The 24143-nt window shown below is 45.9% G+C and carries 27 protein-coding genes; 6 read left to right on the forward strand and 21 right to left on the reverse strand.

What is annotated here, in order from left to right:
- Positions 1-52 precede the first annotated feature (52 nt).
- From BUB52_RS12360 to BUB52_RS12370, 3 genes are read left to right on the forward strand one after another with little or no spacing between them, the layout of a single operon-like run.
- A complete protein-coding gene (locus tag BUB52_RS12360) occupies positions 53-1645 on the forward strand; it encodes a thiamine pyrophosphate-dependent enzyme (protein ID WP_009120648.1) in 1593 nt (530 codons plus the stop codon).
- A gap of 4 nt (positions 1646-1649) precedes the next feature.
- Entirely contained in the window at positions 1650-2231 is a 582-nt protein-coding gene (locus BUB52_RS12365) for an indolepyruvate oxidoreductase subunit beta (RefSeq protein WP_009120647.1), read from the forward strand.
- Positions 2232-2249: 18 nt separating this feature from the next.
- Positions 2250-3557: a phenylacetate--CoA ligase family protein gene (locus BUB52_RS12370; RefSeq protein ID WP_009120646.1), complete on the forward strand. Its 1308-nt coding sequence runs from the start codon at positions 2250-2252 to the stop codon at positions 3555-3557.
- Positions 3558-4022: 465 nt separating this feature from the next.
- Here the strand turns inward: BUB52_RS12370 and rplT are convergent, their stop codons facing one another.
- From rplT to BUB52_RS12450, 16 genes are all read right to left on the reverse strand, one after another.
- On the reverse strand, positions 4023-4373 hold the full coding sequence (rplT, locus tag BUB52_RS12375) for a 50S ribosomal protein L20 (RefSeq protein ID WP_004289896.1): 351 nt from the start codon (positions 4371-4373) through the stop codon (positions 4023-4025).
- Between the two features lie 101 nt (positions 4374-4474).
- The gene (rpmI, locus tag BUB52_RS12380; protein WP_009120644.1) at positions 4475-4672 is read right to left on the reverse strand and encodes a 50S ribosomal protein L35; all 198 of its coding nucleotides are present in this window, start codon (positions 4670-4672) and stop codon (positions 4475-4477) included.
- Positions 4673-4737: 65 nt separating this feature from the next.
- Positions 4738-5340 carry a translation initiation factor IF-3 gene (gene infC, locus BUB52_RS12385; protein WP_009120643.1) on the reverse strand — a complete coding sequence of 201 codons (603 nt, stop codon included), beginning with the start codon at positions 5338-5340 and terminating at the stop codon, positions 4738-4740.
- 118 nt (positions 5341-5458) lie between these two features.
- The gene (thrS, locus tag BUB52_RS12390; protein WP_009120642.1) at positions 5459-7399 is read right to left on the reverse strand and encodes a threonine--tRNA ligase; all 1941 of its coding nucleotides are present in this window, start codon (positions 7397-7399) and stop codon (positions 5459-5461) included.
- Positions 7400-7478: 79 nt separating this feature from the next.
- Positions 7479-9524 carry a tetratricopeptide repeat protein gene (locus BUB52_RS12395; protein ID WP_009120641.1) on the reverse strand — a complete coding sequence of 682 codons (2046 nt, stop codon included), beginning with the start codon at positions 9522-9524 and terminating at the stop codon, positions 7479-7481.
- Positions 9525-9641: 117 nt separating this feature from the next.
- Positions 9642-10196 (reverse strand): peptide deformylase, encoded by a 555-nt coding sequence (gene def, locus BUB52_RS12400; protein ID WP_009120640.1) that lies wholly within the window; start codon positions 10194-10196, stop codon positions 9642-9644.
- 44 nt (positions 10197-10240) lie between these two features.
- Positions 10241-10666, reverse strand: coding sequence for a Holliday junction resolvase RuvX (gene ruvX / locus BUB52_RS12405; protein WP_005654996.1), 426 nt, complete (start codon positions 10664-10666; stop codon positions 10241-10243).
- 146 nt (positions 10667-10812) lie between these two features.
- Positions 10813-11778 (reverse strand): PCMD domain-containing protein, encoded by a 966-nt coding sequence (locus BUB52_RS12410; protein WP_022217717.1) that lies wholly within the window; start codon positions 11776-11778, stop codon positions 10813-10815.
- A gap of 23 nt (positions 11779-11801) precedes the next feature.
- A complete protein-coding gene (locus BUB52_RS12415) occupies positions 11802-12908 on the reverse strand; it encodes a sulfotransferase family protein (RefSeq protein WP_009120638.1) in 1107 nt (368 codons plus the stop codon).
- Between the two features lie 98 nt (positions 12909-13006).
- Positions 13007-14467, reverse strand: a complete 1461-nt coding sequence (gene cysN / locus BUB52_RS12420; RefSeq protein ID WP_009120637.1) for a sulfate adenylyltransferase subunit CysN — start codon at positions 14465-14467, stop codon at positions 13007-13009.
- A 32-nt stretch (positions 14468-14499) separates the two neighbouring features.
- Positions 14500-15411, reverse strand: a complete 912-nt coding sequence (cysD, locus tag BUB52_RS12425) for a sulfate adenylyltransferase subunit CysD (RefSeq protein WP_009120636.1) — start codon at positions 15409-15411, stop codon at positions 14500-14502.
- Between the two features lie 6 nt (positions 15412-15417).
- Positions 15418-16026, reverse strand: coding sequence for an adenylyl-sulfate kinase (cysC, locus tag BUB52_RS12430; protein WP_009120635.1), 609 nt, complete (start codon positions 16024-16026; stop codon positions 15418-15420).
- A 7-nt stretch (positions 16027-16033) separates the two neighbouring features.
- Positions 16034-17587, reverse strand: a complete 1554-nt coding sequence (locus tag BUB52_RS12435) for an SLC13 family permease (protein WP_009120634.1) — start codon at positions 17585-17587, stop codon at positions 16034-16036.
- Positions 17588-17603: 16 nt separating this feature from the next.
- Positions 17604-18419 carry a 3'(2'),5'-bisphosphate nucleotidase CysQ gene (gene cysQ, locus BUB52_RS12440; protein WP_009120633.1) on the reverse strand — a complete coding sequence of 272 codons (816 nt, stop codon included), beginning with the start codon at positions 18417-18419 and terminating at the stop codon, positions 17604-17606.
- 248 nt (positions 18420-18667) lie between these two features.
- Positions 18668-19171, reverse strand: a complete 504-nt coding sequence (locus BUB52_RS12445) for an SPOR domain-containing protein (protein WP_009120632.1) — start codon at positions 19169-19171, stop codon at positions 18668-18670.
- A 49-nt stretch (positions 19172-19220) separates the two neighbouring features.
- Positions 19221-19673 (reverse strand): lipocalin-like domain-containing protein, encoded by a 453-nt coding sequence (locus BUB52_RS12450; RefSeq protein WP_039950203.1) that lies wholly within the window; start codon positions 19671-19673, stop codon positions 19221-19223.
- A gap of 200 nt (positions 19674-19873) precedes the next feature.
- Between BUB52_RS12450 and BUB52_RS12460 the strand changes: the two genes are divergently transcribed.
- From BUB52_RS12460 to BUB52_RS12470, 3 genes are read left to right on the forward strand one after another with little or no spacing between them, the layout of a single operon-like run.
- A complete protein-coding gene (locus BUB52_RS12460) occupies positions 19874-20083 on the forward strand; it encodes a YtxH domain-containing protein (RefSeq protein WP_039950201.1) in 210 nt (69 codons plus the stop codon).
- A 29-nt stretch (positions 20084-20112) separates the two neighbouring features.
- Positions 20113-20475 (forward strand): membrane protein, encoded by a 363-nt coding sequence (locus BUB52_RS12465; RefSeq protein WP_009120628.1) that lies wholly within the window; start codon positions 20113-20115, stop codon positions 20473-20475.
- A 6-nt stretch (positions 20476-20481) separates the two neighbouring features.
- Positions 20482-20742 carry a hypothetical protein gene (locus tag BUB52_RS12470; protein ID WP_009120627.1) on the forward strand — a complete coding sequence of 87 codons (261 nt, stop codon included), beginning with the start codon at positions 20482-20484 and terminating at the stop codon, positions 20740-20742.
- 111 nt (positions 20743-20853) lie between these two features.
- Here the strand turns inward: BUB52_RS12470 and BUB52_RS15785 are convergent, their stop codons facing one another.
- From BUB52_RS15785 to BUB52_RS12490, 5 genes are all read right to left on the reverse strand, one after another.
- Positions 20854-20955 carry a smalltalk protein gene (locus BUB52_RS15785; protein ID WP_022217707.1) on the reverse strand — a complete coding sequence of 34 codons (102 nt, stop codon included), beginning with the start codon at positions 20953-20955 and terminating at the stop codon, positions 20854-20856.
- A 67-nt stretch (positions 20956-21022) separates the two neighbouring features.
- Positions 21023-21511 carry an HU family DNA-binding protein gene (locus BUB52_RS12475; protein WP_009120625.1) on the reverse strand — a complete coding sequence of 163 codons (489 nt, stop codon included), beginning with the start codon at positions 21509-21511 and terminating at the stop codon, positions 21023-21025.
- Positions 21512-21696: 185 nt separating this feature from the next.
- Positions 21697-22896, reverse strand: a complete 1200-nt coding sequence (locus tag BUB52_RS12480; RefSeq protein WP_009120624.1) for an ATP-binding protein — start codon at positions 22894-22896, stop codon at positions 21697-21699.
- A gap of 147 nt (positions 22897-23043) precedes the next feature.
- Positions 23044-23265 (reverse strand): hypothetical protein, encoded by a 222-nt coding sequence (locus BUB52_RS12485; RefSeq protein ID WP_009120622.1) that lies wholly within the window; start codon positions 23263-23265, stop codon positions 23044-23046.
- A 14-nt stretch (positions 23266-23279) separates the two neighbouring features.
- Entirely contained in the window at positions 23280-24089 is an 810-nt protein-coding gene (locus BUB52_RS12490; protein WP_009120621.1) for a glycosyltransferase family 2 protein, read from the reverse strand.
- Positions 24090-24143 lie beyond the last annotated feature (54 nt).

Here is a 24143-nt window from a genome sequence, read left to right on the forward strand (position 1 = left end):
GCTATATTTGCGATTATTATTTAAACCGTGACTAACACTTAAACAATAAAAAATGAGCAAGCAACTCTTACTTGGCGATGAAGCCATTGCACAAGCTGCATTAGACGCCGGACTTTCCGGCGTATACGCCTATCCGGGCACTCCTTCGACGGAGATTACCGAATATATTCAAACAGCGCCGATTACTGCCGAAAAAGGTATCCACAACCGCTGGTGTTCCAACGAAAAGACCGCTATGGAAGCAGCCTTAGGAATGTCGTTCGCAGGAAAGCGTTCACTGGTCTGCATGAAACATGTAGGCATGAATGTGGCTGCCGACTGTTTTATCAACTCCGCCATTACCGGCGTTAAAGGCGGCACAATCGTCATTGCAGCCGACGACCCCAGCATGCATTCATCACAAAACGAACAAGATAGCCGATTCTACGGCGACTTCGCTTTAATTCCGATGTATGAACCGAGCAACCAGCAAGAAGCCTACGATATGGTTTACAACGGATTTGCCTTTTCCGAGCAAACCGGCGAACCTCTGCTGATGCGCATGGTAACCCGTTTGGCACACTCCCGTTCCGGCGTGGAGCGGAAAGCGCAACAGCCCCAGAACGAAATCTCTTTCAGCGATGACCCTCGCCAGTTCATCCTGCTTCCCGGCAATGCCCGCAAACGCTACAAACAGCTATTGCAGCGCCAGGACGAATTCATCAAAGCATCGGAGAATTCACCATACAATAAGTATATTGACGGCCCTAACAAAAAACTCGGCGTCATAGCTTGCGGTATCGGATACAATTACCTCATGGAGAACTATCCCGAAGGCTGCGAATATCCGGTATTAAAAATCGGTCAATACCCGCTTCCCAAGAAACAATTGACGCAACTTGTAGAAGCCTGTGATGAAATACTCGTACTGGAAGACGGGCAGCCGTTTGTAGAAAAACAGCTGAAAGGCTATCTCGGTATCGGCGTAAAAGTCAAAGGACGCTTGGACGGCACACTGTCACAAGACGGAGAATTGAATCCGGACAGCGTAGCACGCGCCTTAGGCAAAGAAAACAAAGCCGAATTCGCAGTTCCGTCACTCGTGGAAATGCGCCCGCCCGCCTTGTGCGAAGGTTGCGGACACCGTGACATGTATACCGTACTCACCGAAGTTCTGCGTGCAGAATATCCCGACCATAAAGTATTCAGCGACATCGGCTGTTACACATTAGGAGCCAACGCCCCTTTCAACGCCATCAATTCCTGCGTAGACATGGGAGCTTCCATTACAATGGCCAAAGGCGCCTCGGATGCGGGAGTACATCCTGCGGTTGCCGTTATCGGCGACTCCACATTCACCCACTCCGGCATGACAGGATTGCTGGACTGCGTAAATGAAAACTCCAACGTCACCATCGTAATCTCCGACAACGAAACCACTGCCATGACCGGCGGACAAGATTCAGCCGGAACAGGCCGCCTCGAAGCTATCTGCGCAGGTATCGGCGTAGCGCCGGAACACATCCGCGTGGTAGTTCCATTGAAGAAGAACTACGAGGAAATGAGACAAATCATCCGGGAAGAAATCGAGTTCCACGGAGTATCCGTCATTATCCCCCGAAGAGAATGTATTCAAACCTTAGCACGTAAGAAACGAAACAAGTAAAACCATGAAAAAAGACATTATACTTTCCGGCGTAGGTGGACAAGGTATCCTCTCTATCGCCACCGTAATCGGCCAGGCAGCCCTGAAAGACGGGTTATACATGAAACAAGCCGAAGTACACGGAATGAGCCAGCGAGGCGGCGACGTACAGTCCAACCTTCGCATCAGCGACCGCCCCATCGCTTCCGACCTCATCCCTACGGGCAAATGCGACCTTATCATATCCCTGGAACCGATGGAAGCGTTGCGTTATCTCCCCTACCTCAGTCCCGAAGGTTGGCTGGTAACCAACGAGGCTCCTTTCATCAATATTCCCCGCTATCCTGCCGAAGAAGCGCTCAAGGCCGAACTTGACAAACTTCCTCACAAGATTGTGTTGAACGTAAACGAAGTAGCCAAAGAAACAGGTTCTCCCCGCGTAGCCAACATCGTGTTGCTGGGAGCTACCATTCCGTTCCTCGGCATTGATTACCAGAAAGTACAGGACAGCATTCGCGACATCTTCCAGCGTAAAGGCGAAGCTATTGTAGAATTGAACCTCAAAGCGCTGGCTGCCGGTAAGGAAATCGCAGAAAACCTGATGTAAATCCAAATTTCAATAACCATGAACGACAAATACTGGGAAGAAGAGATAGAAACCATGCCGCGTGAGAAGTTGCGTGAACTGCAACTTCAGCGGCTTAAAAAGACAATCGGTATTGCTGCAAATTCTCCCTATTACAAACAAGTATTTCAAGAACACGGTATTACGGCGGACAGTATCCGGTCGGTAGAAGATATCCGGAAAATCCCGTTCACCACCAAAGCGGACATGCGCGCCAACTATCCTTTCGGACTTGTGGCAGGTAATATGCACGAAGACGGCGTACGCATCCACTCTTCCAGCGGAACCACAGGTACCCCTACCGTCATTGTCCATTCCCGGCACGACCTGGACTCTTGGGCGAATCTCGTGGCACGCTGCCTGTACACAGTCGGCATCCGTAAAACCGATGTGTTCCAAAACAGCTCCGGATACGGTATGTTTACCGGCGGATTAGGTTTTCAATACGGAGCCGAACGCCTCGGGGCGCTGACCGTACCCGCAGCGGCCGGTAACAGCAAGCGGCAAATCAAATTCATCATGGATTTCAAAACCACCGCCCTGCATGCCATCCCCAGCTATGCCATACGTTTGGCGGAAGTATTTCAGGAAGAAGGCATCGACCCGGCATCGACCACACTGAAGACGCTTGTCATCGGAGCCGAACCGCATACGGACGAACAACGCAAGAAGATTGAACGGATGTTAGGCGTCAAAGCTTATAACAGTTTCGGAATGACCGAGATGAACGGCCCCGGAGTCGCCTTTGAGTGTACCGAACAAAACGGCATGCACTTCTGGGAAGACTGCTATCTGGTTGAAATCATCAATCCCGAAACCGGCGAACCCGTTCCCGACGGCGAAATCGGGGAATTGGTACTGACCACCCTCGACCGTGAAATGATGCCGCTGATACGCTACCGCACACGCGATCTCACCCGCATACTTCCCGGCAAATGCCCTTGCGGACGTACACACCTTCGTATCGACCGTATCAAAGGCCGCAGTGACGATATGTTCATCATCAAGGGCGTCAACATCTTCCCCATGCAGGTGGAAAAGGTATTGGTACAGTTCCCCGAACTGGGCAGCAACTACCTCATTACTTTGGAAACCATCAACAATCAAGATGAAATGATTGTAGAAGTGGAACTCAGCGATTTATCTACCGACAACTATATAGAACTGGAGAAAATACGCAAAGCCATCTCCCGTCAGCTGAAAGATGAAATCCTTGTCACCCCTAAAGTGAAACTCGTCAAGAAAGGCTCCCTGCCTCAAAGCGAAGGAAAAGCCGTCAGAGTAAAAGACTTACGAGACAATAAATAACATTTTGCCAATACTTTCCGCGTTATTATACTACAATATTAACAACGCGGAAAGTACCGCAGCAAAAGCAAAAAAGAAAGAGGAACGGTAGTCAACCAAGATTACCGTTCCTCTTTTATAGAAAGCCGCACCGATGATGTGATGAAACTCCGTATGACATGATTTGAGTGCCCGTCCTCTTTGTAATCCACCGACTCAAGAGTTACCCCGAAGGGCGTGGCCCGCCATTAAGAACTGAAGCTTGTCTCGGTATTTCATTAAAATTGATGAGTTTCCCGATCCAATCAATGCGGCTATTTTTTCTACTTCAAAGGTAGTGAGTTTCTATGAAAGAAACAAGAAAAACAAGAAAATTGTTTGCCTGCATCCAATGTTTTCACACTTCCTCACTATCGCTAAAAGCAAAAAGCGCCGATTACGTAGTTGTAATCAGCGCCTTGCAGTTTTTTTATTCTTTACCTCAGCTTATGCAGCTTTTGCTTTAGCAACAATAGCCTTGAAAGCTTCCGGGTGATTCATTGCTAAATCAGCCAAAACTTTACGGTTGATTTCAATACCGGCTTTGTGCAGAGCGCCCATCAGTTTAGAATAAGACATACCTTCCAGACGTGCGGCAGCGTTGATACGTTGAATCCACAAAGCGCGGAAGTTTCTTTTCTTATTCTTACGGTCACGGAACGCATAAGTCAAACCTTTTTCCCAAGTATTCTTGGCAACGGTCCAAACGTTCTTTCTTGCACCAAAGTAACCTCTGGTCAATTTCAAAATTTTCTTTCTTCTTGCTTTAGAAGCAACATGATTTACTGATCTTGGCATAGTTTTACTTGTTTTTGAATGTTAGCGCCAATGCTTCACGCAGCGGACTTAAAGCTAATGCATTCGGTTAATAACTTTAATAATACTTCGTACGCTTTTGGTTACTTCATAGCTAAGAGTTCCTTAACCTGGCTTACATCTGTCGGGCTGACAAGTGTAGAGTAACACAGATTTCTCTTTTGCTTCTTGGTTTTCTTAGTCAGAATGTGACTGTGAAAAGCGTGCTTTCTTTTGATTTTACCTGTTCCGGTAAGAGTAAATCTCTTTTTAGAACCGGAGTTAGTCTTCATCTTTGGCATCTTACTTATTTTTAAATTATTTAATTATATGGCAACGCACTATACCTGCGGCGTTGCTCATTTCTTTAGTCTTCGCTTTGTTCTTCAGCCGGAGCGTTCTTCGGAGCCTCTGCGGGTTTCGGTGCGGCAGGCTTCTTGGGAGCGGCGCTCTTCTTCGGAGAAAGCTGAATAGTCATTCTCTTTCCTTCCAGAATCGGCATCTGATCTACTTTCGCATAGTCTTCCAAATCATTGGCGAAACGCAGCAATAAAACTTCGCCTTGTTCCTTGAATAAGATAGAACGGCCTTTAAAGAACACGTATGCCTTTACCTTGTCGCCATCTTCCAGAAATCCTTTGGCGTGTTTCAGTTTGAAGTTATAGTCATGGTCGTCTGTCTGAGGACCGAAACGTATTTCCTTCACATTGACTTTAACCTGCTTCGCCTTTTGTTCCTTCTGACGCTTCTTTAACTGATAAAGAAATTTAGAGTAATCAATAATACGACAAACAGGGGGTTGTGCATTTGGAGAAATCTCTACGAGATCCGCTTCCATTTCCTCGGCTATCTTCAAAGCCTGCGCTATCGGATATACTTTTGGTTCCACTTCGTCGCCCACAATGCGGACTTCTTTGGCACGGATTTGCTCATTAATCCGATGTTGCCCTTTTAAGCTGTCATTCTTCATTAAATAACGTTTACTTCCAGTTTGTTTCTTGTTTATTACTACCAAATTATTTTTTGTTAAGTAAAAGCTGTCTTTAGAACATCGTATGTATGCTATGCTTTTACAATTGGGCGCAAAGTTACCATTTATTTATCATATTTTGAACTTCTTCGTTCACTTTTTTAGCAAAATCTTCAAATTTCATGGTTCCTTGGTCGCCTTCGCCTTGTTTGCGGACGGAAACCTCTCTGTTTTCAGCCTCTTTCTCGCCTACAATCAGCATGTACGGAATACGTTTCATTTCGTTATCGCGAATCTTACGTCCGATTTTTTCGTTACGTTCATCCACGATGGCGCGAACATCGTATCTCTTCAGATAGTCTTTCACTTCCTGGGCATAGTCATTGAATTTCTCACTGATAGGCAGGATGGCTACCTGGTCGGGTGTCAGCCACAACGGGAATTTACCGGCGGTATGCTCGATGAGTACAGCCACGAAGCGTTCCATAGAACCGAACGGAGCACGGTGAATCATTACCGGACGGTGCTTCTGGTTGTCAGCTCCCGTATATTCCAGCTGGAAGCGTTCGGGCAGGTTGTAATCCACCTGGATAGTACCCAACTGCCAACGGCGGCCGATAGCATCTTTCACCATAAAGTCCAGTTTGGGACCGTAGAAAGCGGCTTCACCGTATTCCACCTTGGCCTTCAATCCCTTTTCTTCGCAAGCCTCGATAATAGCCTGTTCCGCCTTTTCCCAGTTTTCATCGCTACCGATATACTTTTCGCGGTTCACCTTGTCGCGCAGAGAAATCTGCGCTTCAAAGTTCTCGAAGTGCATAGACTGGAATACGATTGAGATAATATCCATTACACGCAGGAATTCGTCCTTCACCTGGTCGGGACGGCAGAAGATGTGCGCATCATCTTGCGTAAAGCTGCGTACACGGGTCAGCCCGTGAAGCTCGCCGCTCTGCTCGTAACGGCAAACCGTACCGAACTCAGCCAGACGCAAAGGCAGGTCCTTATAAGAACGGGGCGAGTTCTTGTAAATCATACAGTGATGAGGACAGTTCATCGGTTTGAGGAAGTACTCCTCACCCTCTTCCGGCGTATGGATAGGCTGGAACGAATCCTTACCGTATTTGGCATAGTGTCCGGAAGTGATATAGAGCAATTTGTTGCCGATAGGCGGACACATTACTTCCTGATAATCGTAACGAGCCTGAATGCGGCGCAAGAACTCCTGCAAACGGATACGCAGTGCGGCGCCCTTCGGCAGCCACATCGGCAGACCCTTACCTACCGTATCGGAGAACATGAACAAGTCCATTTCCTTGCCGATTTTACGGTGGTCGCGTTTCTTGGCCTCTTCCAGCAATACGAGATATTCATCCAGCATTTTCTTTTTCGGGAAAGTGATGCCGTAGATACGGGTCATCATTTTGCGGTCTTCCTGTCCGCGCCAGTATGCGCCGGCAACGGAAGTCAGTTTAATGGCTTTGATAGGTGCGGTAGTCATCAGGTGAGGACCACGGCACAGGTCGGTAAACGCGCCTTGCGTATAGGTGGTGATGTGACCGTCTTCCAACTCCGAAATCAGCTCGCATTTATAAGTTTCGCCACGGTCGCCGAACATCTTCAAAGCGTCTGTCTTTGAGATGCTCTCTCTGACAACCCCCTCTTTTCTGGCAACCAGCTCGGCCATTTTCTTTTCGATGGCGGGCAGGTCGGCTTCCTTGATGGCAGCTTCTCCCGGATCTACATCATAGTAGAAACCATTCTCGATGGCCGGACCGATACCGAACTGAATGCCCGGATACAGTTCTTGCAGGGCTTCCGCCAGCAAGTGGGCGCTGGTATGCCAGAAGGCATGCTTACCCTGCTCGTCTTCCCATTTGTAGAGAACCACTTCGGCGTCTTCATTGATAGGACGCCCCAAATCATAAATTTCTCCGTTCACGCCGCAAGCCAGCACATCCTGTGCCAAGCGCGAACTAATGCTTTCTGCTATTTGCAGTCCTGTTACTCCCTCGTTGTATTCGCGAACGGAGCCGTCTGGAAATGTTATCTTTATCATAATGTTATGTATAGTTCAAATTTTAGAACGCAAAAATAGCTAATTCTTTATTGATATTCTATTTTTTAGCAAAAAAATGTTATTGCTGCGTATTCGTAAATCGCTTGATAATGTTGTAAGCGGAAACGATACCCCGCTCTCCGGCCTTGCTCAAGTCCGAAATGCCCTGCCTGTTGTTACCCAGGAAGATATGCGTCAGCCCGCGATTGAAATACGCTTCGGCGAAGTCGGGATTCAGTTCGATTGCCTTATCGTAATCAGCCAGCGCCGCACGATAGTCTTTCAGCATGGACGATACATTGCCGCGGTTATAATAGCCGTAAACGAAGTCCGGAGCCAACCGGATGACGTGATCCAAATCATTCTTCACGATATCGTAATCCATCGCCGTCACTTCCGCCTTCTTCACCTCTTGCGCGCCGGAAACAGCTCCCTCGCTCATGCCGGCTTCCGCTTTCTTGTACTCCAACTGCTTGTAGCGTACCAAAGCACGCATAAAGTACGCCGGGAAGAAAGTATCATCCAGCAGGATACTCTGCGTGAAGTCGTCTATGGAACTCGCAAAGTCCTGCACCAGATAGAAATCCAGTCCGCGCATAAAACGTTTTCCGGCATTCTTGCCGTCCGCCACGATATCCGATGTATGGGCGTCTATCAACGCGAAGTGGAAACGCACCTGCTCTTCCGTCAGCGGAGATTCCATATTGGTGATACGCAATGGTTTGGGGAGCATCTTCGAGTGATTGAGCTCGTCGATATATTTATGATAATGCACCATACGTTTCACATCACTCAGTTTTTCATAATAAGTCAGCGCATACATAGGCTCGAGCTTGATAGTCACGTTACGGTCTTGCACACGTCCGCGATAATCGCTCTTGTAACGCTGGTCGGCTTCCGAATCATCCGCAATCACAATCTTGCGGTAGTTCTCCATGTTCTTGTCGGACTTCTTACGGGTTTTGCCGTTATCTTGTCCGGAATTGCCGTCCGTATTATCCGCCACATCCTTGTCATTGCCGCCGGTCGTGACACCGTTGCGCTTGTCGAGTTGCATCTTCATGACTTTGAACTCGTCCTGCTCGGCTCCCTTACGGTCGCCAATCTTCTTGCGGGCTTCGGCACGGTGATAGTAACCCGCCATAAAGTTGGGGTATTCGTCTATCACTTTGGAGTAATCGCTGATAGCGCCGCGGTAATCGCCCGTCTGCGCACGCAACAAGCCACGGTTGAAAGCGGCCATCATATTGTCCGGTTCCATCTTCAGCACAAAATCGAAGTCTTCTATCGCACGGTTATCGTCGCCTACCTGCGCACGCAGCAAACCACGGTTATAGTGTCCGAGGAAGTTGTTGGGGTCAATGTCCAGCGCCAGGTCATAGTCGCTCATCGCGCCTCTCAGATTATTCTGGTGGAAACGCGCCAAGGCACGGTTAATGTAGTTGCCCGAATTGCGCGCGCTCAAATGTATCGCCTGATCCAAATCGTTTTCGGCTTCCTTGTACTTGGATTGCTGAAGCCGGACAATGGCACGCGCGGCCCAACCGTCAGGGTCGTAACGGTCCATGTCGATAGCCGTATCAAAATCTTTCAGGGCCTGTATCGTATCGTTCTGCTTGAGGTTGACCTCACCGCGCATCAGGTACGCACGCGTATAGCGGGGCGCTATGGTCAGCAGCTTGCCCAAGTCCTCTTTGGCGGAATTGAAATCCTCTTTCTGCATGTGGCAAAGGGAAAGGTTATGCCAAAGCACCACATTCTCCGGGTCGTACTTCAAAGCCGTCCTGTAATCCTCTATCGCACCGTCGAACTTATCCTGACGGATACGCGCCAACCCCCTTATCTGATAAGCGCCTACAACAAAAGGATTGCGCTGGATAGCCAAATCGCAATCCGCTTCCGCCCCTTGGAAGTCGTCCAGATTGATTTTGGCCAGCGCACGGAAGAAATAAGGCTCGTATAAATAAGGCTTCGCATTGATTACCTGATTGAAATATTGGATAGAAAGCACGTAGTCCTCGAAATACAATGCGTTCCGGGCAATGGTCATCACCCGTTCCGTATTGATTTGCGCATATAACAACGTGGGCAATAACAGAATTGCCAGCAATATCTTTTTTATCATCTTGTCTTATAAATGCTTGTAAACAAAACAAAAGTAACGTTTATTCATTTACATATCAGGATATGCGGAAGACTTTTTATATTTTTTGAGCCTTTTATACCTTATTATATGGTTTGCTTACTTAATGGTTTTCACTTTATAAGAGCAGCGCGCCTTACCTTTCAGCATGGCATTCAGCTTTCCCTTTATCATCTGCTTGCGCAAGGGTGAGATATGGTCGATGAACATCTTTCCGTCCAGATGATCGAACTCGTGCTGCATCACACGCGCCAGATAACCTTCTACCACCTCGTCATGCTCCACCAAATCCTCATCCAGATATTTCACACGTATTTTGTTACCTCTTTTCACCGACTCATGGATACCGGGCAGGCTCAGGCAACCTTCTTCCATAGACACCTCTTCGCCCGATACTTCCAGAATATGCGCGTTGATATACGCTTTGCGGAACCCTTTATATTCGGGATAATCTTCCGACAACACATCCAGGTCTACCACCACCACACGAATCGGCAAACCGATTTGCGGAGCCGCCAGTCCCACGCCGTCGGCATGGTCCATTGTTTCAAACATATTCTGAATCAGTTCTTTCAAGTTCGGATAATCAGGAGTAATATCCTCTGCCACTTTTCTCAATACGGGTTGTCCGTATACATAAACAGGTAAAATCATTTCTTTAATTATGAATTATCAATTATGAATTATTGTCTATACACTTATAAAGAAGAGAAACGTCTGTTCTCCAAATAAGTTTGCAGGATAATAGTCGCGCTGATTTCGTCCACCAACGCCTTGTTCTGCCTGTCTTTCTTTTTCAGTCCGGCTTCCAGCATGGTACGGTGCGCCAGAACCGAGGTGAAACGCTCGTCCACATACTCTACCGGCATATCGGGCAACCTTTTTTGCAGGGAACGCACGAACGGTTCTATCCGTTTCATATTCTCGGATGCCTCGTTGTTCATCTGCTTAGGCAATCCGACGAGAATCCGCTCCACCGGCTCTTTGGCCACATAATCCATGATAAAGGCGAGCAGTTCGTGGGTAGGCACGGTGGTAAGCCCGTTGGCAATCATTTGCAACGTGTCGCTGACGGCTATGCCCGTACGTTTTTTACCGTAATCAATAGCTATTATTCTACTCATAATGGGCTACAAAATTACGATTTATATTTGAACTCTTTTTCATACGTATCAAAAAAGATTTTGCCTATGGTGAAAATCTCATTTGATGTACATCAAACAAGTTTCGCGCCATAGGCAAAATCAGATATGCCGGTATAGGAATGAAATCAATATACCAGCTTCACATTATCCACATAAAACGAGTTGCCCGGAGAACCTATGTATGCCCCGCCGTGGCTGGATGTAAACTGTAACTGGATATGGGTGGGGATATCGTCTTCCGTGCCCCATGCCACTTCTTTGATAGGCACGCTCTCGCCCTTACTGTTCACGGCATAGCGTTCCTGTACCTGCAGGCGCATCATGTGCGCTTTGTATTCGGGATTGCCCGTGATGTCGCCGTACATAATGGAGTAAGTGGCATTATTGTGCCAGTCGTCCGTCGTAGTGTAATAACGCACCACCGCCGTACCCACACGTTTGGCGTAGATATTTCCGTCCTTGTCTTCCCAGCGTTTCTGCAAAAAGAGATTCATTTCGGGGAAGTCCTTTCCTTCCACATCGGTTATCTTGCTGAAACCGGTGGCATGGACACGCTTTTCACGGTCGGACATCTTCACCTTATAGTCAAACTGAACTGCAATCGGCTTCTTGGTGAACGGAATACCGGAGTTCAGTATCTTTTGCGGGTTCTTCGTTCCCTTGATAGGCTCGTGCACGTCGCCGAGGAAAATGGAACCGGCCGCCAATACCGTAATATCCACGATGCCCAGCACCTTTACACTTTCCATACGGGTATCCAAACGGGCGCAAAAGCCGTCGCCGCGCTTCTCCGGAAACACCGAAGTATTGGTTTTGGTGATACCGGCCACACGCGCCATTACGTTGGAAGTAGCCCAGGGCGAACCACCCATGTTCTTATACGGCTTATTCTCGCGGATAGTTGCCGTGGGGCCGATAGCGTACACATTCTTGGTGGCGCCACCGATAATTCCCGACTCTTTAATTTGACGGTCAATCCATTGATCCATATTTCCGAAAGGAATCATCTCAACCTTATGCTGCGCCGATACCGCTACACTGAAGAGCATTACGGACAGCAAACTCAACAAACGAAATCTTTTACGAATCATTTCTTTATTCTCCTACAAATCAATTAAAGTTCATAATTCCACTGTTTCAGCGCAAAGTCCCAGTTATCCTGAACCAGTTGCACCGTACGGTCGTCATATTTATATTTATTCTTCTTATAACCTTTCTTACCGCCTACATACTGTTCGATGGCAGCACGGGCATCCGCAAAACCGGGGATGGACAACGCGTCGTAGATGTGTTCCGTCATTCCCATCGCATCGGCTTCAAAGTCTTCGAACTTCACTTCAATCAGATTACCCGCCGGGATACTTGCCTTGTCCGCTTCGTACTTATGGTAAAGCTTGGCGTAGACAGACAAGATATTCCGCTCCAACTCCGCCGGAGTAATATCCTGGAGCTTCAACGGCTGGATGGTATTCGTGAAGAAACTGCGCGTACTTTCAAATACCGTGTAAGGATTACGCATCAGGTAGATGAACTTGGCGTTGGGGAACATCTTCACCAATTCCTTCACACGTCCGGTATGCGGCGGGTTCTTGCTGAGGAACTGCGTGCCATGCGTATTCCACAAGGAAATCTTGATGAGCTTGGTAAACGTCTCCTCAAATACTTTCAACTCCGCCTCGCTTATATCGTCGAACAACAGATACTTGTCGGCATACTCCTGCTGGTGTTTGGGCAGGAACCAGAAGTTATAATAAGTATAAGGCATCATGTTTGCCAATGCGAACTCCTCTTCCTGCGGCAGGTCCACAGCCAACTCCATATTGTCCGTAGGACGTTTGTCGGGCATCAGCCAGCTCATATTTTTCTTGAAGAAAGGCTGCCCCCACATCATCAGATGCGGAAATACGGTCTGATAAGTTGTGTTATAGCCGAAATGCTTGTCACAAGAGAACACATTATGCACGAAAGTTGTTCCGCTGCGCCAGTGACCGAGGATAAATACAGGGTCGTGTTCCAGCGGCTTGTCCGCCAACAGCTTCTCGTAGCGTTTGTCCTGCAAAGGAGCCAATGTGGAAAGCAGGCGGCAAACGGCTTTCGTCAGCCGGTATTTGCCCTTGTATGCGGCATCTATCTCACGCCCTTTCGTAATGGCATTGAAAGTTTTCCAGTCTGCACCGACAAGCGTATTGATCGGCAGTTTGTTGAATTCTAATAAACCCATTCTTGTTTAATTGAGAATTGAGAATTGAAAATCGGGAAATAGCCTTTCGGACTAATGCGATAATTCCTATCCAACTCTTATTTGTTAATGTTTAATTTTCATTTCTTAATCATCACTGCTATTCCCTGACGCTCCAGTTCCTTGGCGGCTTTCTCTATGGCCTCGTAATGCTCGGGAGCGATTCCCAGTTTCGGCAAGTCAAGAACGGGAAGTTCTTCGGAGATATGCATGTCCTTATCTTCCACACGGTCGATAATCATACCTACGGCGCTGGTATTATTGGTTATCGGGTCTATCAGGATGAAAGAGCCGGTGGCTTTGTTGGCTTGGTAAGGGTCGAAGAACAGCTCTTTGGCGGTGGTCAACACTACGCGGGCAATTTGGTTCAACTGCATCGGCAGGGTCTCTTTTGTCAACCGGCCGTTCTCAAGGGAGAGTTTCTCCATGGTATTGACATCTACTTTATACCTGATGTTGTCAATACGCGTACGGCTCAAATTGGTGGTTTGCTTGATGAAGAAAGATTTGTTCACATCCATCGGCTCCTCGTCCATCCATACCACCATGGCTTCGAAGTTACGCTCCATCATCGGAAGATTGTCGGGGTGCACCAGCATTTCTCCGCGCGAAACGTCGATTTCGTCTTCCAGCGTCAGCGTAACGGACTGCGGCGGGAAAGCGTAATCCAGTTCTCCTTCGTACGTAACGATGCTCTTGACATGCGATTTCTTTCCGGACGGTAAAGCCATCACCTCGTCTCCCTTGCGGATGATACCCGAAGCCACCTTGCCGCAGAAACCGCGGAAGTCGAGGTTGGGGCGCAGCACATACTGCACGGGGAAACGGAAATCCTTCAGGTTATGGTCGTTATCGATGTGTACGGTTTCAAGGAAGTCGAGCAAAGACGTACCGTTATACCAGGGGGTACGCTCCGATTTCTCCACCACATTGTCACCGTCAAGCGCAGAAAGCGGAATGCAGGTCACATCGGGAATACCCAGCGGAGCGATAAACTTCTTGTATTCGCCTACAATCTCATTGAAGCGTTCTTCGGAGAAGTCCACCAAGTCCATTTTATTAACGGCAAGCACCACATGCTTGATACCCAGCAGAGACACAAGGAAAGTGTGGCGGCGTGTCTGCGTAATGACACCCGTGCGGGCGTCTACCAGAATAATCGCCAGGTTGGCGGTAGAGCCGCCGGTAATCATGTTGCGCGTATACTGTTCGTGTCCCGGAGTGTCGGCAATGATGAATTTACGATTATTGGTGGAGAAATAGCGGTAAGCCACGTCGATAGTGATACCCTGCTCCCGCTCCGCCTTCAAGCCGTCCAGCAACAAGGCGTAGTCGATGTGGTCACCGGCATTACCCATACGCTTGCTGTCACGCTCCAACGCATCCAACTGGTCTTCGTACAATTTCTTACTATCGAACAACAGACGGCCGATAAGTGTGGACTTTCCGTCATCCACCGAGCCGGCAGTAAGGAATCTCAATAAGTCTTTCTGTTCGTCCTTATCAAGGAAAGCCTTTATATCAAGTCTTGAATCATTCATTTCTTAATTCTCAATTTTTAATTCTTAATTTCCTAAAAATATCCCTCACGCTTCTTCTGCTCCATACTCGCTTCCTGGTCGAAGTCGATAACGCGGGTGGTACGCTCGCTCTTGGTGGTGGTCATCATCTCTTCCACAATCTTCTCGATGGTATCGGCGCCGCTTTCTACAGCTCCGGTCAGCGGCCAGCAACCCAACGTACGGAAACGCACCATACGCATCTCAATCTTTTCACGGTATTGCTCCGGCAGACGTTCGTCATCAGCCATAATCAGGTTACCGTCAATCTCTACGCAAGGACGCTCCCTGGCAAAGTACAAAGGTACGATGGGAATATTCTCCAGACGAATATATTGCCAGATATCCAGCTCCGTCCAGTTGCTCAACGGGAACACGCGGATGCTCTCTCCTTTATGGACACGCGCATTATAGATGTCCCACAACTCGGGGCGCTGGTTCTTCGGATCCCACTGATGGAATTTGTCACGGAAAGAGAAGATACGTTCCTTCGCACGCGACTTCTCCTCGTCACGACGGGCGCCGCCGAAAGCCGCATCGAATTTATACTTATCCAACGCATGCAGCAGGGCTTGCGTCTTCATCAAGTCGGTATGTACCTTACTGCCATGCGTAAAAGGCCCTACACCGGCTTCGAAAGCTTCCGTATTACTCTCTACAATCAGGTTCCAGCCATATTTCCTGGCATACTCGTCACGGAATTGAATCATCTCCTTGAACTTCCACTTGGAGTCGATATGCATCAACGGGAAAGGAACTTTACCCGGAGCAAAAGCCTTTTCAGCCAGACGTACCATAACCGATGAGTCCTTACCGATACTATACAGCATCACCGGATTCTCAAATTCCGCAGCCACTTCGCGGATAATATGAATAGACTCTGCTTCGAGTTCTTTCAAATGGCTCAGTTTATATTCTTCTTTCATTATATATTATTTCTTCTGAATTCTCGGTAAAATTAATTCCAGTAACTTATTGACGGATTCTTCCAGGCTCAATGCGGATGTATCCAGCGTCAACGCCGGATGCGCGGGAGCCTCGAAGGGGGCGGAAATACCCGTGAAGTTCTTAATCTCGCCGCGGCGCGCCTTTGCATACAGGCCTTTCACATCCCTGCGTTCGCATTCCTCAATGGGCGTGCTGACGTACACTTCCAGAAAATCATCCTTTCCGATAATATTCGCCGCCATTTCACGGATGTCGTTGCTGGGGCTGATAAAAGCCGCAATCGTTATAATGCCCGTATCTACAAACAGCTTGGACACTTCGGCTATACGGCGGATATTCTCTATACGGTCGGCTTCCGTAAATCCCAAATTGTTATTGATACCGCTGCGGATGTTGTCTCCGTCCAAAATACGGCAAAGCAATCCGCGTTTATGCAACTCACGCTCCAAAGCGATGGCTATCGTACTCTTGCCCGAACCGCTCAGTCCGGTAAACCAAATCATCACGCTGCGCTGCTTCAAGAGTTCTTCCTTGTCCTCGCGTGCCAGCATACGGTCGAAGATAGGATAAATATTATTGTTATTGTCAGTCATAATTCAATTAAAACGGCCAAATTAAGGGAATGAGAAAGATGGATATAAGGAAAGTGATAATGTTCAGCGGAAGTCCGATACGGACAAAATCCGTGAACTTATAATTACCGATACCCTGTACTATCAAATTGGTCTGATAACCGATAGGCGTCGAGAAGCTTGCCGATGCAGCCATACAGATAACCACGAAGAAAGGCATCGGGCTTACTCCCAGCTGTGACGAGATGGAAAGAGCCAACGGGAAAGCAAGCGCGGCGGCGGCATTATTCGTTATCAACTCGGTAAACAGGTTCGTAATGATGAATACGGCGGCCAGCAGCACCTGAGGGCCGTAATGCTCCGTCAGGCCGATGATGTACTTAGCCACAGCGTCCGCCACACCGGAATTTACCATAGCTTTGCTGATAGCAAAAGCGCAGGCAATCGTTATCAGGATATCCCATGATATATATTTGGTGTATTTACGGGCCGGGAAGATTTTCGTCCACGCCATTATAATGGTCGTAACGGACACGAAGAAGAACATATCCAGCTTAATATCCGGAAAAGCCTCTTTCACCGCAGGCAGTTCGCCCACCGTAGCTCCCGTAATCATCAGAATCAGCAAAGCGAGCGCAAACCAGCGTTTGCCCTTGCTCGCAACAGGTTCCGTATCCTTGCCGTTGGCAAGCATCACGAAGACGGAAGACTCTCCCCAGGTCTGCACAAAGGAATCGTCAGCCATGACAACCACCGTATCGCCTTCCCTAAAATATTCATTTTCCAAATCCTGCGTATAACTCTGACCGTTACGCTTTATCTCTTTCACTTCAGCGCCATAATGGCGTTTAAAGTTGAAATCTTTCAACTTCTTGTTAATACCCGGGAAGCGAGGTCCCAAAACGGCCTCTACCCGATGCAGGTCGCTATGTTCTTCCGGCTCGTCATCTAGTTTCACCGCATCTTTACGAACATCCGGCAATAACCTGGAAGAGAACAGAAACAAATAGACAATACCGGCTACCGCAATAAAAATCCCCACTTTTCCAAGCTCAAACATCGTAAATCCCTCATAACCGGCTTCCAGTATCATGCCATGCACGACCAAGTTTGTGGAAGTCCCGATCAACGTACAGATACCGCCCAAAATCGTTACATACGAAAGAGGAATCAGGAATTTGGTAGCCGGAAGCTTTACCGACTCGGCCCAACGCTTTATAATCGGAGCAAAAATTACAACGACAGGAGTATTGTTCAGAAAAGCCGAGATAAAGGAGATTGTCGGCAACATGCGGAGTTGCGCCTTGAAAACGGTGGTTTTACCTTGCGGAAGCAGTTTCTTGATAAGTTGTCCCAATGCACCGGACTGGCGAATACCCTCGCTGACCAGAAAAAGCATGGCTACCGTAATCATGCCCTTATTGCTAAATCCTTCCAGCATCTCTTTAGGTGTCAGGATTCCTGCGCAAAGGAACAATACCACCACCGAGAAAAGCACCATTCCCGGACGCATCTTGTCCAGAATCAAGGCTATCACCATGCCCAGCAGCGCTAAAAGCACAAATATGATTTCAAACGTCATATATACGAGTCGTTATTTAATTACGCCCGGGCTCTACTATAAACCAGGGGTTCAACAAATCTTCTTTATTATACCGCAACGGTTCTTCTTTTCCGGCTTGATACACTTCCATCCCTGCGGCACGTGCAATGGCATGCCCCGCCGCCGTATCCCACTCCATTGTCGGAGCAAAACGGGGGTATACATCCGCTTTGCCTTCCGCCACCAAGCATATTTTAATGGAGCTTCCGCTGGAAATCAATTCCACATCCGAATGACAACGCTTCATCTCTTCAATGTAGTCTTCAGTCTCGGGAGACAGATGTGAACGTGATGCCACAATCACAAATTTATCGCGGCTATCCTTTATCGGCAAACGAACGGCTTTCGCCGTTAATTCTTCCAGCGACGCCCCGCCGCGGGCTGTTACATCCGAAAGCTTGTAAGCGCCCAAAGTCTCTTCGGCAAAATAAAGCTCTTTCTTTACCGGAAGATATATAATTCCCATTACCGGAACGGAATTACGTACCAAAGCGATATTGACGGTAAACTCGCCATTCCGCTTGATAAACTCTTTCGTACCGTCCAGAGGGTCTACAATCCACAAAGTCGTCCATGCGCATCGTTCCGTATAGGGCAAATGTTTTCCCTCTTCGCTCAATAACGGATAAGGTGTATTCTGCAGATAACCGGCAATAGTCGCGTGCGCTTTTTTATCAGCAATCGTCAAAGGGGAATTATCCGCTTTCTTTTCTATTTGAAAATCTGATGCCGGATCGTTATAAATAGAGAGGATATCTTTGCCGGCACAGAGTGCTGCATCAATCGCGTCAAGTATATATTGTCGTTCCATATTGTATTCTAAAAATATACAAGGTGCAAAATTAAAAACTTTTTTACCGCCAAAAGTTTTTAATTTTGTTTTATAACTTCTTTTAAACGAAAAAGAGATATTTATAAGTACTTTTCACAATCACTAAAAATAGAGTTTTCATAATCATTTCCAACAGATTATGAAAAAGGCAGTAACTTCCCAGTTACCGCCCTATCTTGAAAGGAGGGAAATACCCCTTTCTTATGAATTACCAAAAAGAATTCAAATTAATTAATGCGATACAGCAGCCAAGCACCTTGGAAATCCTGACGGTTAGGGTATTTAGCCTTGAAAGCGTCACGGGCGCTGGCAGCAGAATTTCTGTCTGCGTATGTGCTTACAATCACGCGATACATGGCAGCATCCGCATTAAATGCAATGACCGCATTATAACCTTCCTTATCCAAGAAGTTTTTCAGGTTCTCCGCATTGGCTTTCACGCCGAAGCTACCGCATACCACACTATAATCTTTCAGTCCGTCAACACCTGACACTACCGTCACCTTTTCCTGACGTATCGTACCCACAGGTGCACTTTCCACCACTTTAGCTTCTACCGGAGCGCTAACTACAGGAGCAACTTCCTCTACCGGCGCGGTAGTCTGCGGCTCCGCCAGTTCCTGCTGTTTAGCCTTTTCGTATGCTTTCTTGTAAGCGCTTTCACTTGATTTACAAGAAGAGAATGCCAGTACCATACATACTCCCATTCCTAACACTGCCAATTTTTTCATCTTTTCTTTTTATTTTTTGTTAGTAACTATGTCTATTCTCAAATTACACTCAATATTTACGAAAAACGTATTTCATTCCTTCATAGTTCAATCGCATCTTCTTATTCGTCAGCTCTTCCACCTTGAACGTCCTCTCACCGGTGTCTCCCCAGCCAAAGAATTTCTTATAACTTGCCGAATTCACCAACTCTTCATGCGCAGCCTCGTTTCCGGAACTGTTATCCGGCCACAAAGTTATAGAAATTTCATCATCTTTCAACTTATAATAACCATAAAAAGATTCATAGCTTCCACTTTCATTCATACAATACGCCAGAAAGCTGCCTTTTTGAAAACCATAAAAGATACTGTCCACTTTCTGCACTTCACCATCGGGATACTGATATTCGCGTAACTGCCATTTTCCTACCCAGTCGGAACCGCCGTCATTCATACAAGACGCCAATCCCAGCACCGCACACATCAAAAGCAAAAGTATTGTCCCGTTCAGCATTTTTTTCATATATCTCTTTTTTATTTAGAAAGCAAAAGTACGCCGAACCGCTTATCTTATGACCTCTAATGCCGTTAAATATAATTAAAATGTATGTTTTGTCGTTTTTCATGGTACAGATTTCTAAAAAACAAGAATCCATGAACAATCATTCAAAATATTTTGTTAGCTTTGTCATATCAGACCTAATAAAAGAAAGGAGTATTATTATGAAAGGATTAAATGTTTTAGCAGCTTTTTTGGGTGGTGCAGCGGTAGGTGCAGCCATCGGTATTTTGTTTGCCCCGGAAAAAGGTGAAGATACGCGTCACAAGATTGCGGAAATTCTCCGCAAGAAAGGCATCCGGTTGAACCGTAATGAAATGGAAAACCTCGTTGATGAGATTGCCGCAGAAATTAAAGGCGAAGCAAACGACTGATTCAAACCACATTTCAAAACAAAGCCACTATGTTCGCAGACGACAACAGCATTGAGAATATCCAGCAGTTATTTTTCGATTTCAAGAAATATCTGAAACTACAAAAGAAATATACCCAACTGGAAGTAGCGGAGAAATTAACCATATTACTCTCAACGCTCATACTCGTATTGTTGGTCGTCATTCTCGGCATGGTGGCTTTGTTCTATCTCTCCTTCACCCTGGCCTATATATTAGACCCCATAGTAGGCGGATTAATGGTAAGTTTCGCCATGATAAGTTGTTTCCACATCTTATTGATTGTGCTAATCGTTGTATTCCGCAAGAAAATCATTATTAATCCAATGACCAAATTCATTGCAGGATTATTCATAGATAACAATAAGAACTAAAATATCATGAATATGAATGATACCGTCCAAACAGAGATTCTCACACTGGAAGACCTTCAGCAACAAAAGGCCGAAGCATTAGAGGAATTGCGCGCCCAACAGCAAATTATGGCCGATACCGCCCGGAACCTGTTTGCTCCGATTGCTCCCGCTGCGGACAAAGGAACAGCTATCATGCGTGCGTTTAATACCGGCATGGCCGTATTCGACGGAGTTATGCTTGGAGTAAAGCTGATGAGAAAAGTCAGAAAAATATTCAGACGCTGAAAATCAACCGGCCTATAAAATTATAAATGAGGATGCTCAAAACTCTGCCTGACATATCATGTCTGTCATTCAAAGTCTTAACGCACCCCCATTTTCATTATCAGGTGGACTTTATATAGCCATCACTTGCCCGCCAATCACGCCTGCAATGGCACTTGCCACCGCAATAATCACTTTCAGAATCTTATCCCAAACCGATACTTTGATACTCATTGTCTTTTGATTTTAATTATTACTTTATCTTTCATCGCAAATCGTAATTTATAAACCACAACTTGGCTTATCCTAACGGATTTTCCTCTTCTCCGCTATCCGGGCCGCCATTACCATTACCGGAAGAATTATCATCGGCGGTTGTGCCTTTCCACTTCTCAAACTCCACTCCCTGTATCAATGCACGAGTAGTGCCAATAGCAGCCGGACGCGTATATTCCGGAGTAAACTGACAACGTAACGCCGTCACCTGATTCGGATTCACATCTTCCGCTTTCTCCGTTCCCTTACCACGTGTACGGGCTTTCATCGTAAATGTACCCAAACCGTTCAAACGTACCGTACGGCTATTCAGCAGGTGCATCCGCATTGTCGACATCAAATTACGGATTACATTCTGTACATCACCCGGCGTCAGTGAGGACTTCTCGGCAATACTTTCCGCCAGCGACTGCGTATCCACCGCTTTTCCCACTTTTTTTAAACTCAAGTGCCATGTTTTAATACCGGCTTTCGTCGCCAATTGCGACTGTCTTGCATAATAAAATAGAGGCATACTATCTCTCCTTTACATTTTAAATTAAACTTCATTTTAATTCTTGTTTCGTTGATCAACAGTGCAAAGGTGATGATATATACGTGTATAAACAAAGAAAACAGCCTATGCAGGACTGTTTTCTGAGAATGATTTATAATACGTTCATTTTCTTATGGTTATATCTTTTCGATTTTACAGTTCATCTAATACACCATTCCCACTATCCACAAAGGTAACTTCTTCCCCGTAGCAAATTCTATATTATCGGCAAGAATAAAGGAATCCGGCAGATCGGCTATTTGCTTAAAAGTCTTATCCGCTCCACCCACCTCGAAAATATATTTATGGTCGACTACAAAGTCCCCCTGCGCCTTTCCATACTCCACCTCATGGTTTACGGACAATTGATTCACCGCAAACGTCTCCCGTACCGTACCAATCTGCACCGGTGCCGAAGCTACAGCATAAAGCAAGTTCGGATTCTGGAGATATATTTTATCCGGTTTTTGCATTTTCTTGACAGAAGTCAAATCAGAATACAACAGTGTAAGTAACTCCGCCCTATTCAAATTTTGCAGATAAGTGATAACTGAATTCCGGGTCAGCCCTATCATGCCTGCCAATTTCGTAATATCCACCTCATAAGGCACGGACGATGCAAGTACACCCAGCAAAGCTTTCAGCTTCCTTATATATGCAGGATCCACACCACATAACAGAGGCATCTCTTGTTCAAGAATGAAATTCACCACATTCTCAATGTTCATGTAATAATCCTCGCGATTGCCGGTAAAGAAAGGATAATATCCCTCATGCAGATATTCATTGAACATTTGCACCGGCCGGCATTGTGCATTCACATCCTGACAGATACTTCCGGCATTCTCCAGCACTTCCGGCAACGTCATCACCGGAAAGCGGATATTCTTATAAAACATCAGGTATTCGCGGAATGACAATCCGTACATGTTATATGCCAGACATCTTCTTGAAAGGTCTGCATCGGCATTCAATATGTTGAGTAGCGACGAGCCGCTAAACACCACCTGCAGCGACGGGTACAAATCATAGATTTCTTTCATCTCCTTGCTCCAAGTGGGATATTTATGCACCTCATCCAAAAACAAATGCTTACCGCCTTGAAGATAAAACTTTTCCGCTAACTCCAATAGTGTATGATTACTGAAATAAATACTATCAAGTGTACAGTAAAGTGCTATTCGGCTTCCCGGCGGATAGTTTAGTTTGATATATTGCAACATCAGTGTTGTTTTTCCCACACCGCGAGAACCCCGAATGGCAATCAGACGATTATTCCAATGAATCTTATTCATCAATTCTCTTATAATATCGGTGCTTGTCTGCACCAACATTCTTTCTTGTTTTAAAAACAGACTATCCATAACTGAAATTGATTTTGTTACAAATATAGCAATTTGTTTAGAGCAGAAAGCAAAACACCGTAAAATTCATACCACAAAAACAGCCGAAATCACTTTAAAAGTAATTCCGGCTGCGCCTAAAACAAAGTAACCGCTGTTACCTGTCGTTTATTCAACTTTCTTTTTACGAACTATCAATGGAGCCCCCAGTTCTTCACGCTCTACCACTTCAAGAAAACCATTTTGTTCTAGTTCGAACAAGGCAGGATATACGCGTAATTTGTCAGCATTAGAATTCTTCAAAATAGAGTCAACCTCAATAGCATCAGAAAAAGAATTGATATAATCTATGATTTTCTGCGTGTCAATAGCTTTGTAATTATCATTCATACAGTAAGTAATTTCTATCTAATCAATTTCGTATATATAATTGCTCGCAAAGAATTAGGTATTAATCTAATAGAGAAACGGACAAACAGATTTTGCATGAACTCAGAAAAAGAAATAAAATGCATTTGTCTCATCTTTTGTAAAAAATGCAATTCACTTATCACATATCTCCATCCTCCTCTTCTTTTAAACATTTCCGGAGAAAAGCGGAAATACAGCAAGCTTTCCTGAATATTATAAAACTTAGCCCCATTCATCAACATGCGTATCCATAAATAGTAATCTTCAAATAAAGGAAAATGTTGATATCCACCGGCAGCCAATACCGCACTCTTTCGAAACATCACAACCGGATGATTTATAGGATTACGGCGTTTTGCAAATTGTCTTATATCATCAGGCAACTCCGGCAACTTTCTTACAGATTTTACTTCCAAAATATCATCTTCAAATTCATCAATCCAAGCTCCAACCACGTCTATATCTGAATACTTTTCAAAAACAGCCAATTGTTTCTCAAAACGATCCGGTTTAGCAATATCATCTGTATCCATTCGGGCGACAATGTCATAAGAACAATGTTTTAGACCTTCATTTAAGGCTTTTCCCAAACCTTGATTAGTTAATAATGAAAAAACTTTCAAATTAGGATATCGCGATACATATAAATCAATGACGCTATCAAGTTCATTATATAATGGACCATCCTTTACTAAAATGACCTCGGTAGGAAACAAAGTTTGAGAAAAAATACTATCTAAACTTTTTGCTAAATAACTAGGATTCTCTTTGTTGTAAACAGAAAGAAGTACAGACAAATTCATCAGATTAAAATAATAAAAAATAGTATTGTTCGTTTGCTATCATAGCAAAAGGTT

The organism is Bacteroides clarus YIT 12056 (assembly GCF_900129655.1).
In the GTDB taxonomy this organism is placed as follows: Bacteria; Bacteroidota; Bacteroidia; order Bacteroidales; family Bacteroidaceae; genus Bacteroides; species Bacteroides clarus.

Bases quoted from the DNA above. Each gene is read 5' to 3' on its own strand.
- BUB52_RS12360 (WP_009120648.1), top strand. From the start codon at position 53: ATGAGCAAGCAACTCTTACTTGGCGATGAAGCCATTGCACAAGCTGCA.
- BUB52_RS12365 (WP_009120647.1), top strand. From the start codon at position 1,650: ATGAAAAAAGACATTATACTTTCCGGCGTAGGTGGACAAGGTATCCTC.
- BUB52_RS12370 (WP_009120646.1), top strand. From the start codon at position 2,250: ATGAACGACAAATACTGGGAAGAAGAGATAGAAACCATGCCGCGTGAG.
- rplT (WP_004289896.1), bottom strand. From the start codon at position 4,373: ATGCCAAGATCAGTAAATCATGTTGCTTCTAAAGCAAGAAGAAAGAAA.
- rpmI (WP_009120644.1), bottom strand. From the start codon at position 4,672: ATGCCAAAGATGAAGACTAACTCCGGTTCTAAAAAGAGATTTACTCTT.
- infC (WP_009120643.1), bottom strand. From the start codon at position 5,340: ATGAAGAATGACAGCTTAAAAGGGCAACATCGGATTAATGAGCAAATC.
- thrS (WP_009120642.1), bottom strand. From the start codon at position 7,399: ATGATAAAGATAACATTTCCAGACGGCTCCGTTCGCGAATACAACGAG.
- BUB52_RS12395 (WP_009120641.1), bottom strand. From the start codon at position 9,524: ATGATAAAAAAGATATTGCTGGCAATTCTGTTATTGCCCACGTTGTTA.
- def (WP_009120640.1), bottom strand. From the start codon at position 10,196: ATGATTTTACCTGTTTATGTATACGGACAACCCGTATTGAGAAAAGTG.
- ruvX (WP_005654996.1), bottom strand. From the start codon at position 10,666: ATGAGTAGAATAATAGCTATTGATTACGGTAAAAAACGTACGGGCATA.
- BUB52_RS12410 (WP_022217717.1), bottom strand. From the start codon at position 11,778: ATGATTCGTAAAAGATTTCGTTTGTTGAGTTTGCTGTCCGTAATGCTC.
- BUB52_RS12415 (WP_009120638.1), bottom strand. From the start codon at position 12,908: ATGGGTTTATTAGAATTCAACAAACTGCCGATCAATACGCTTGTCGGT.
- cysN (WP_009120637.1), bottom strand. From the start codon at position 14,467: ATGAATGATTCAAGACTTGATATAAAGGCTTTCCTTGATAAGGACGAA.
- cysD (WP_009120636.1), bottom strand. From the start codon at position 15,411: ATGAAAGAAGAATATAAACTGAGCCATTTGAAAGAACTCGAAGCAGAG.
- cysC (WP_009120635.1), bottom strand. From the start codon at position 16,026: ATGACTGACAATAACAATAATATTTATCCTATCTTCGACCGTATGCTG.
- BUB52_RS12435 (WP_009120634.1), bottom strand. From the start codon at position 17,587: ATGACGTTTGAAATCATATTTGTGCTTTTAGCGCTGCTGGGCATGGTG.
- cysQ (WP_009120633.1), bottom strand. From the start codon at position 18,419: ATGGAACGACAATATATACTTGACGCGATTGATGCAGCACTCTGTGCC.
- BUB52_RS12445 (WP_009120632.1), bottom strand. From the start codon at position 19,171: ATGAAAAAATTGGCAGTGTTAGGAATGGGAGTATGTATGGTACTGGCA.
- BUB52_RS12450 (WP_039950203.1), bottom strand. From the start codon at position 19,673: ATGAAAAAAATGCTGAACGGGACAATACTTTTGCTTTTGATGTGTGCG.
- BUB52_RS12460 (WP_039950201.1), top strand. From the start codon at position 19,874: ATGAAAGGATTAAATGTTTTAGCAGCTTTTTTGGGTGGTGCAGCGGTA.
- BUB52_RS12465 (WP_009120628.1), top strand. From the start codon at position 20,113: ATGTTCGCAGACGACAACAGCATTGAGAATATCCAGCAGTTATTTTTC.
- BUB52_RS12470 (WP_009120627.1), top strand. From the start codon at position 20,482: ATGAATATGAATGATACCGTCCAAACAGAGATTCTCACACTGGAAGAC.
- BUB52_RS15785 (WP_022217707.1), bottom strand. From the start codon at position 20,955: ATGAGTATCAAAGTATCGGTTTGGGATAAGATTCTGAAAGTGATTATT.
- BUB52_RS12475 (WP_009120625.1), bottom strand. From the start codon at position 21,511: ATGCCTCTATTTTATTATGCAAGACAGTCGCAATTGGCGACGAAAGCC.
- BUB52_RS12480 (WP_009120624.1), bottom strand. From the start codon at position 22,896: ATGGATAGTCTGTTTTTAAAACAAGAAAGAATGTTGGTGCAGACAAGC.
- BUB52_RS12485 (WP_009120622.1), bottom strand. From the start codon at position 23,265: ATGAATGATAATTACAAAGCTATTGACACGCAGAAAATCATAGATTAT.
- BUB52_RS12490 (WP_009120621.1), bottom strand. From the start codon at position 24,089: ATGAATTTGTCTGTACTTCTTTCTGTTTACAACAAAGAGAATCCTAGT.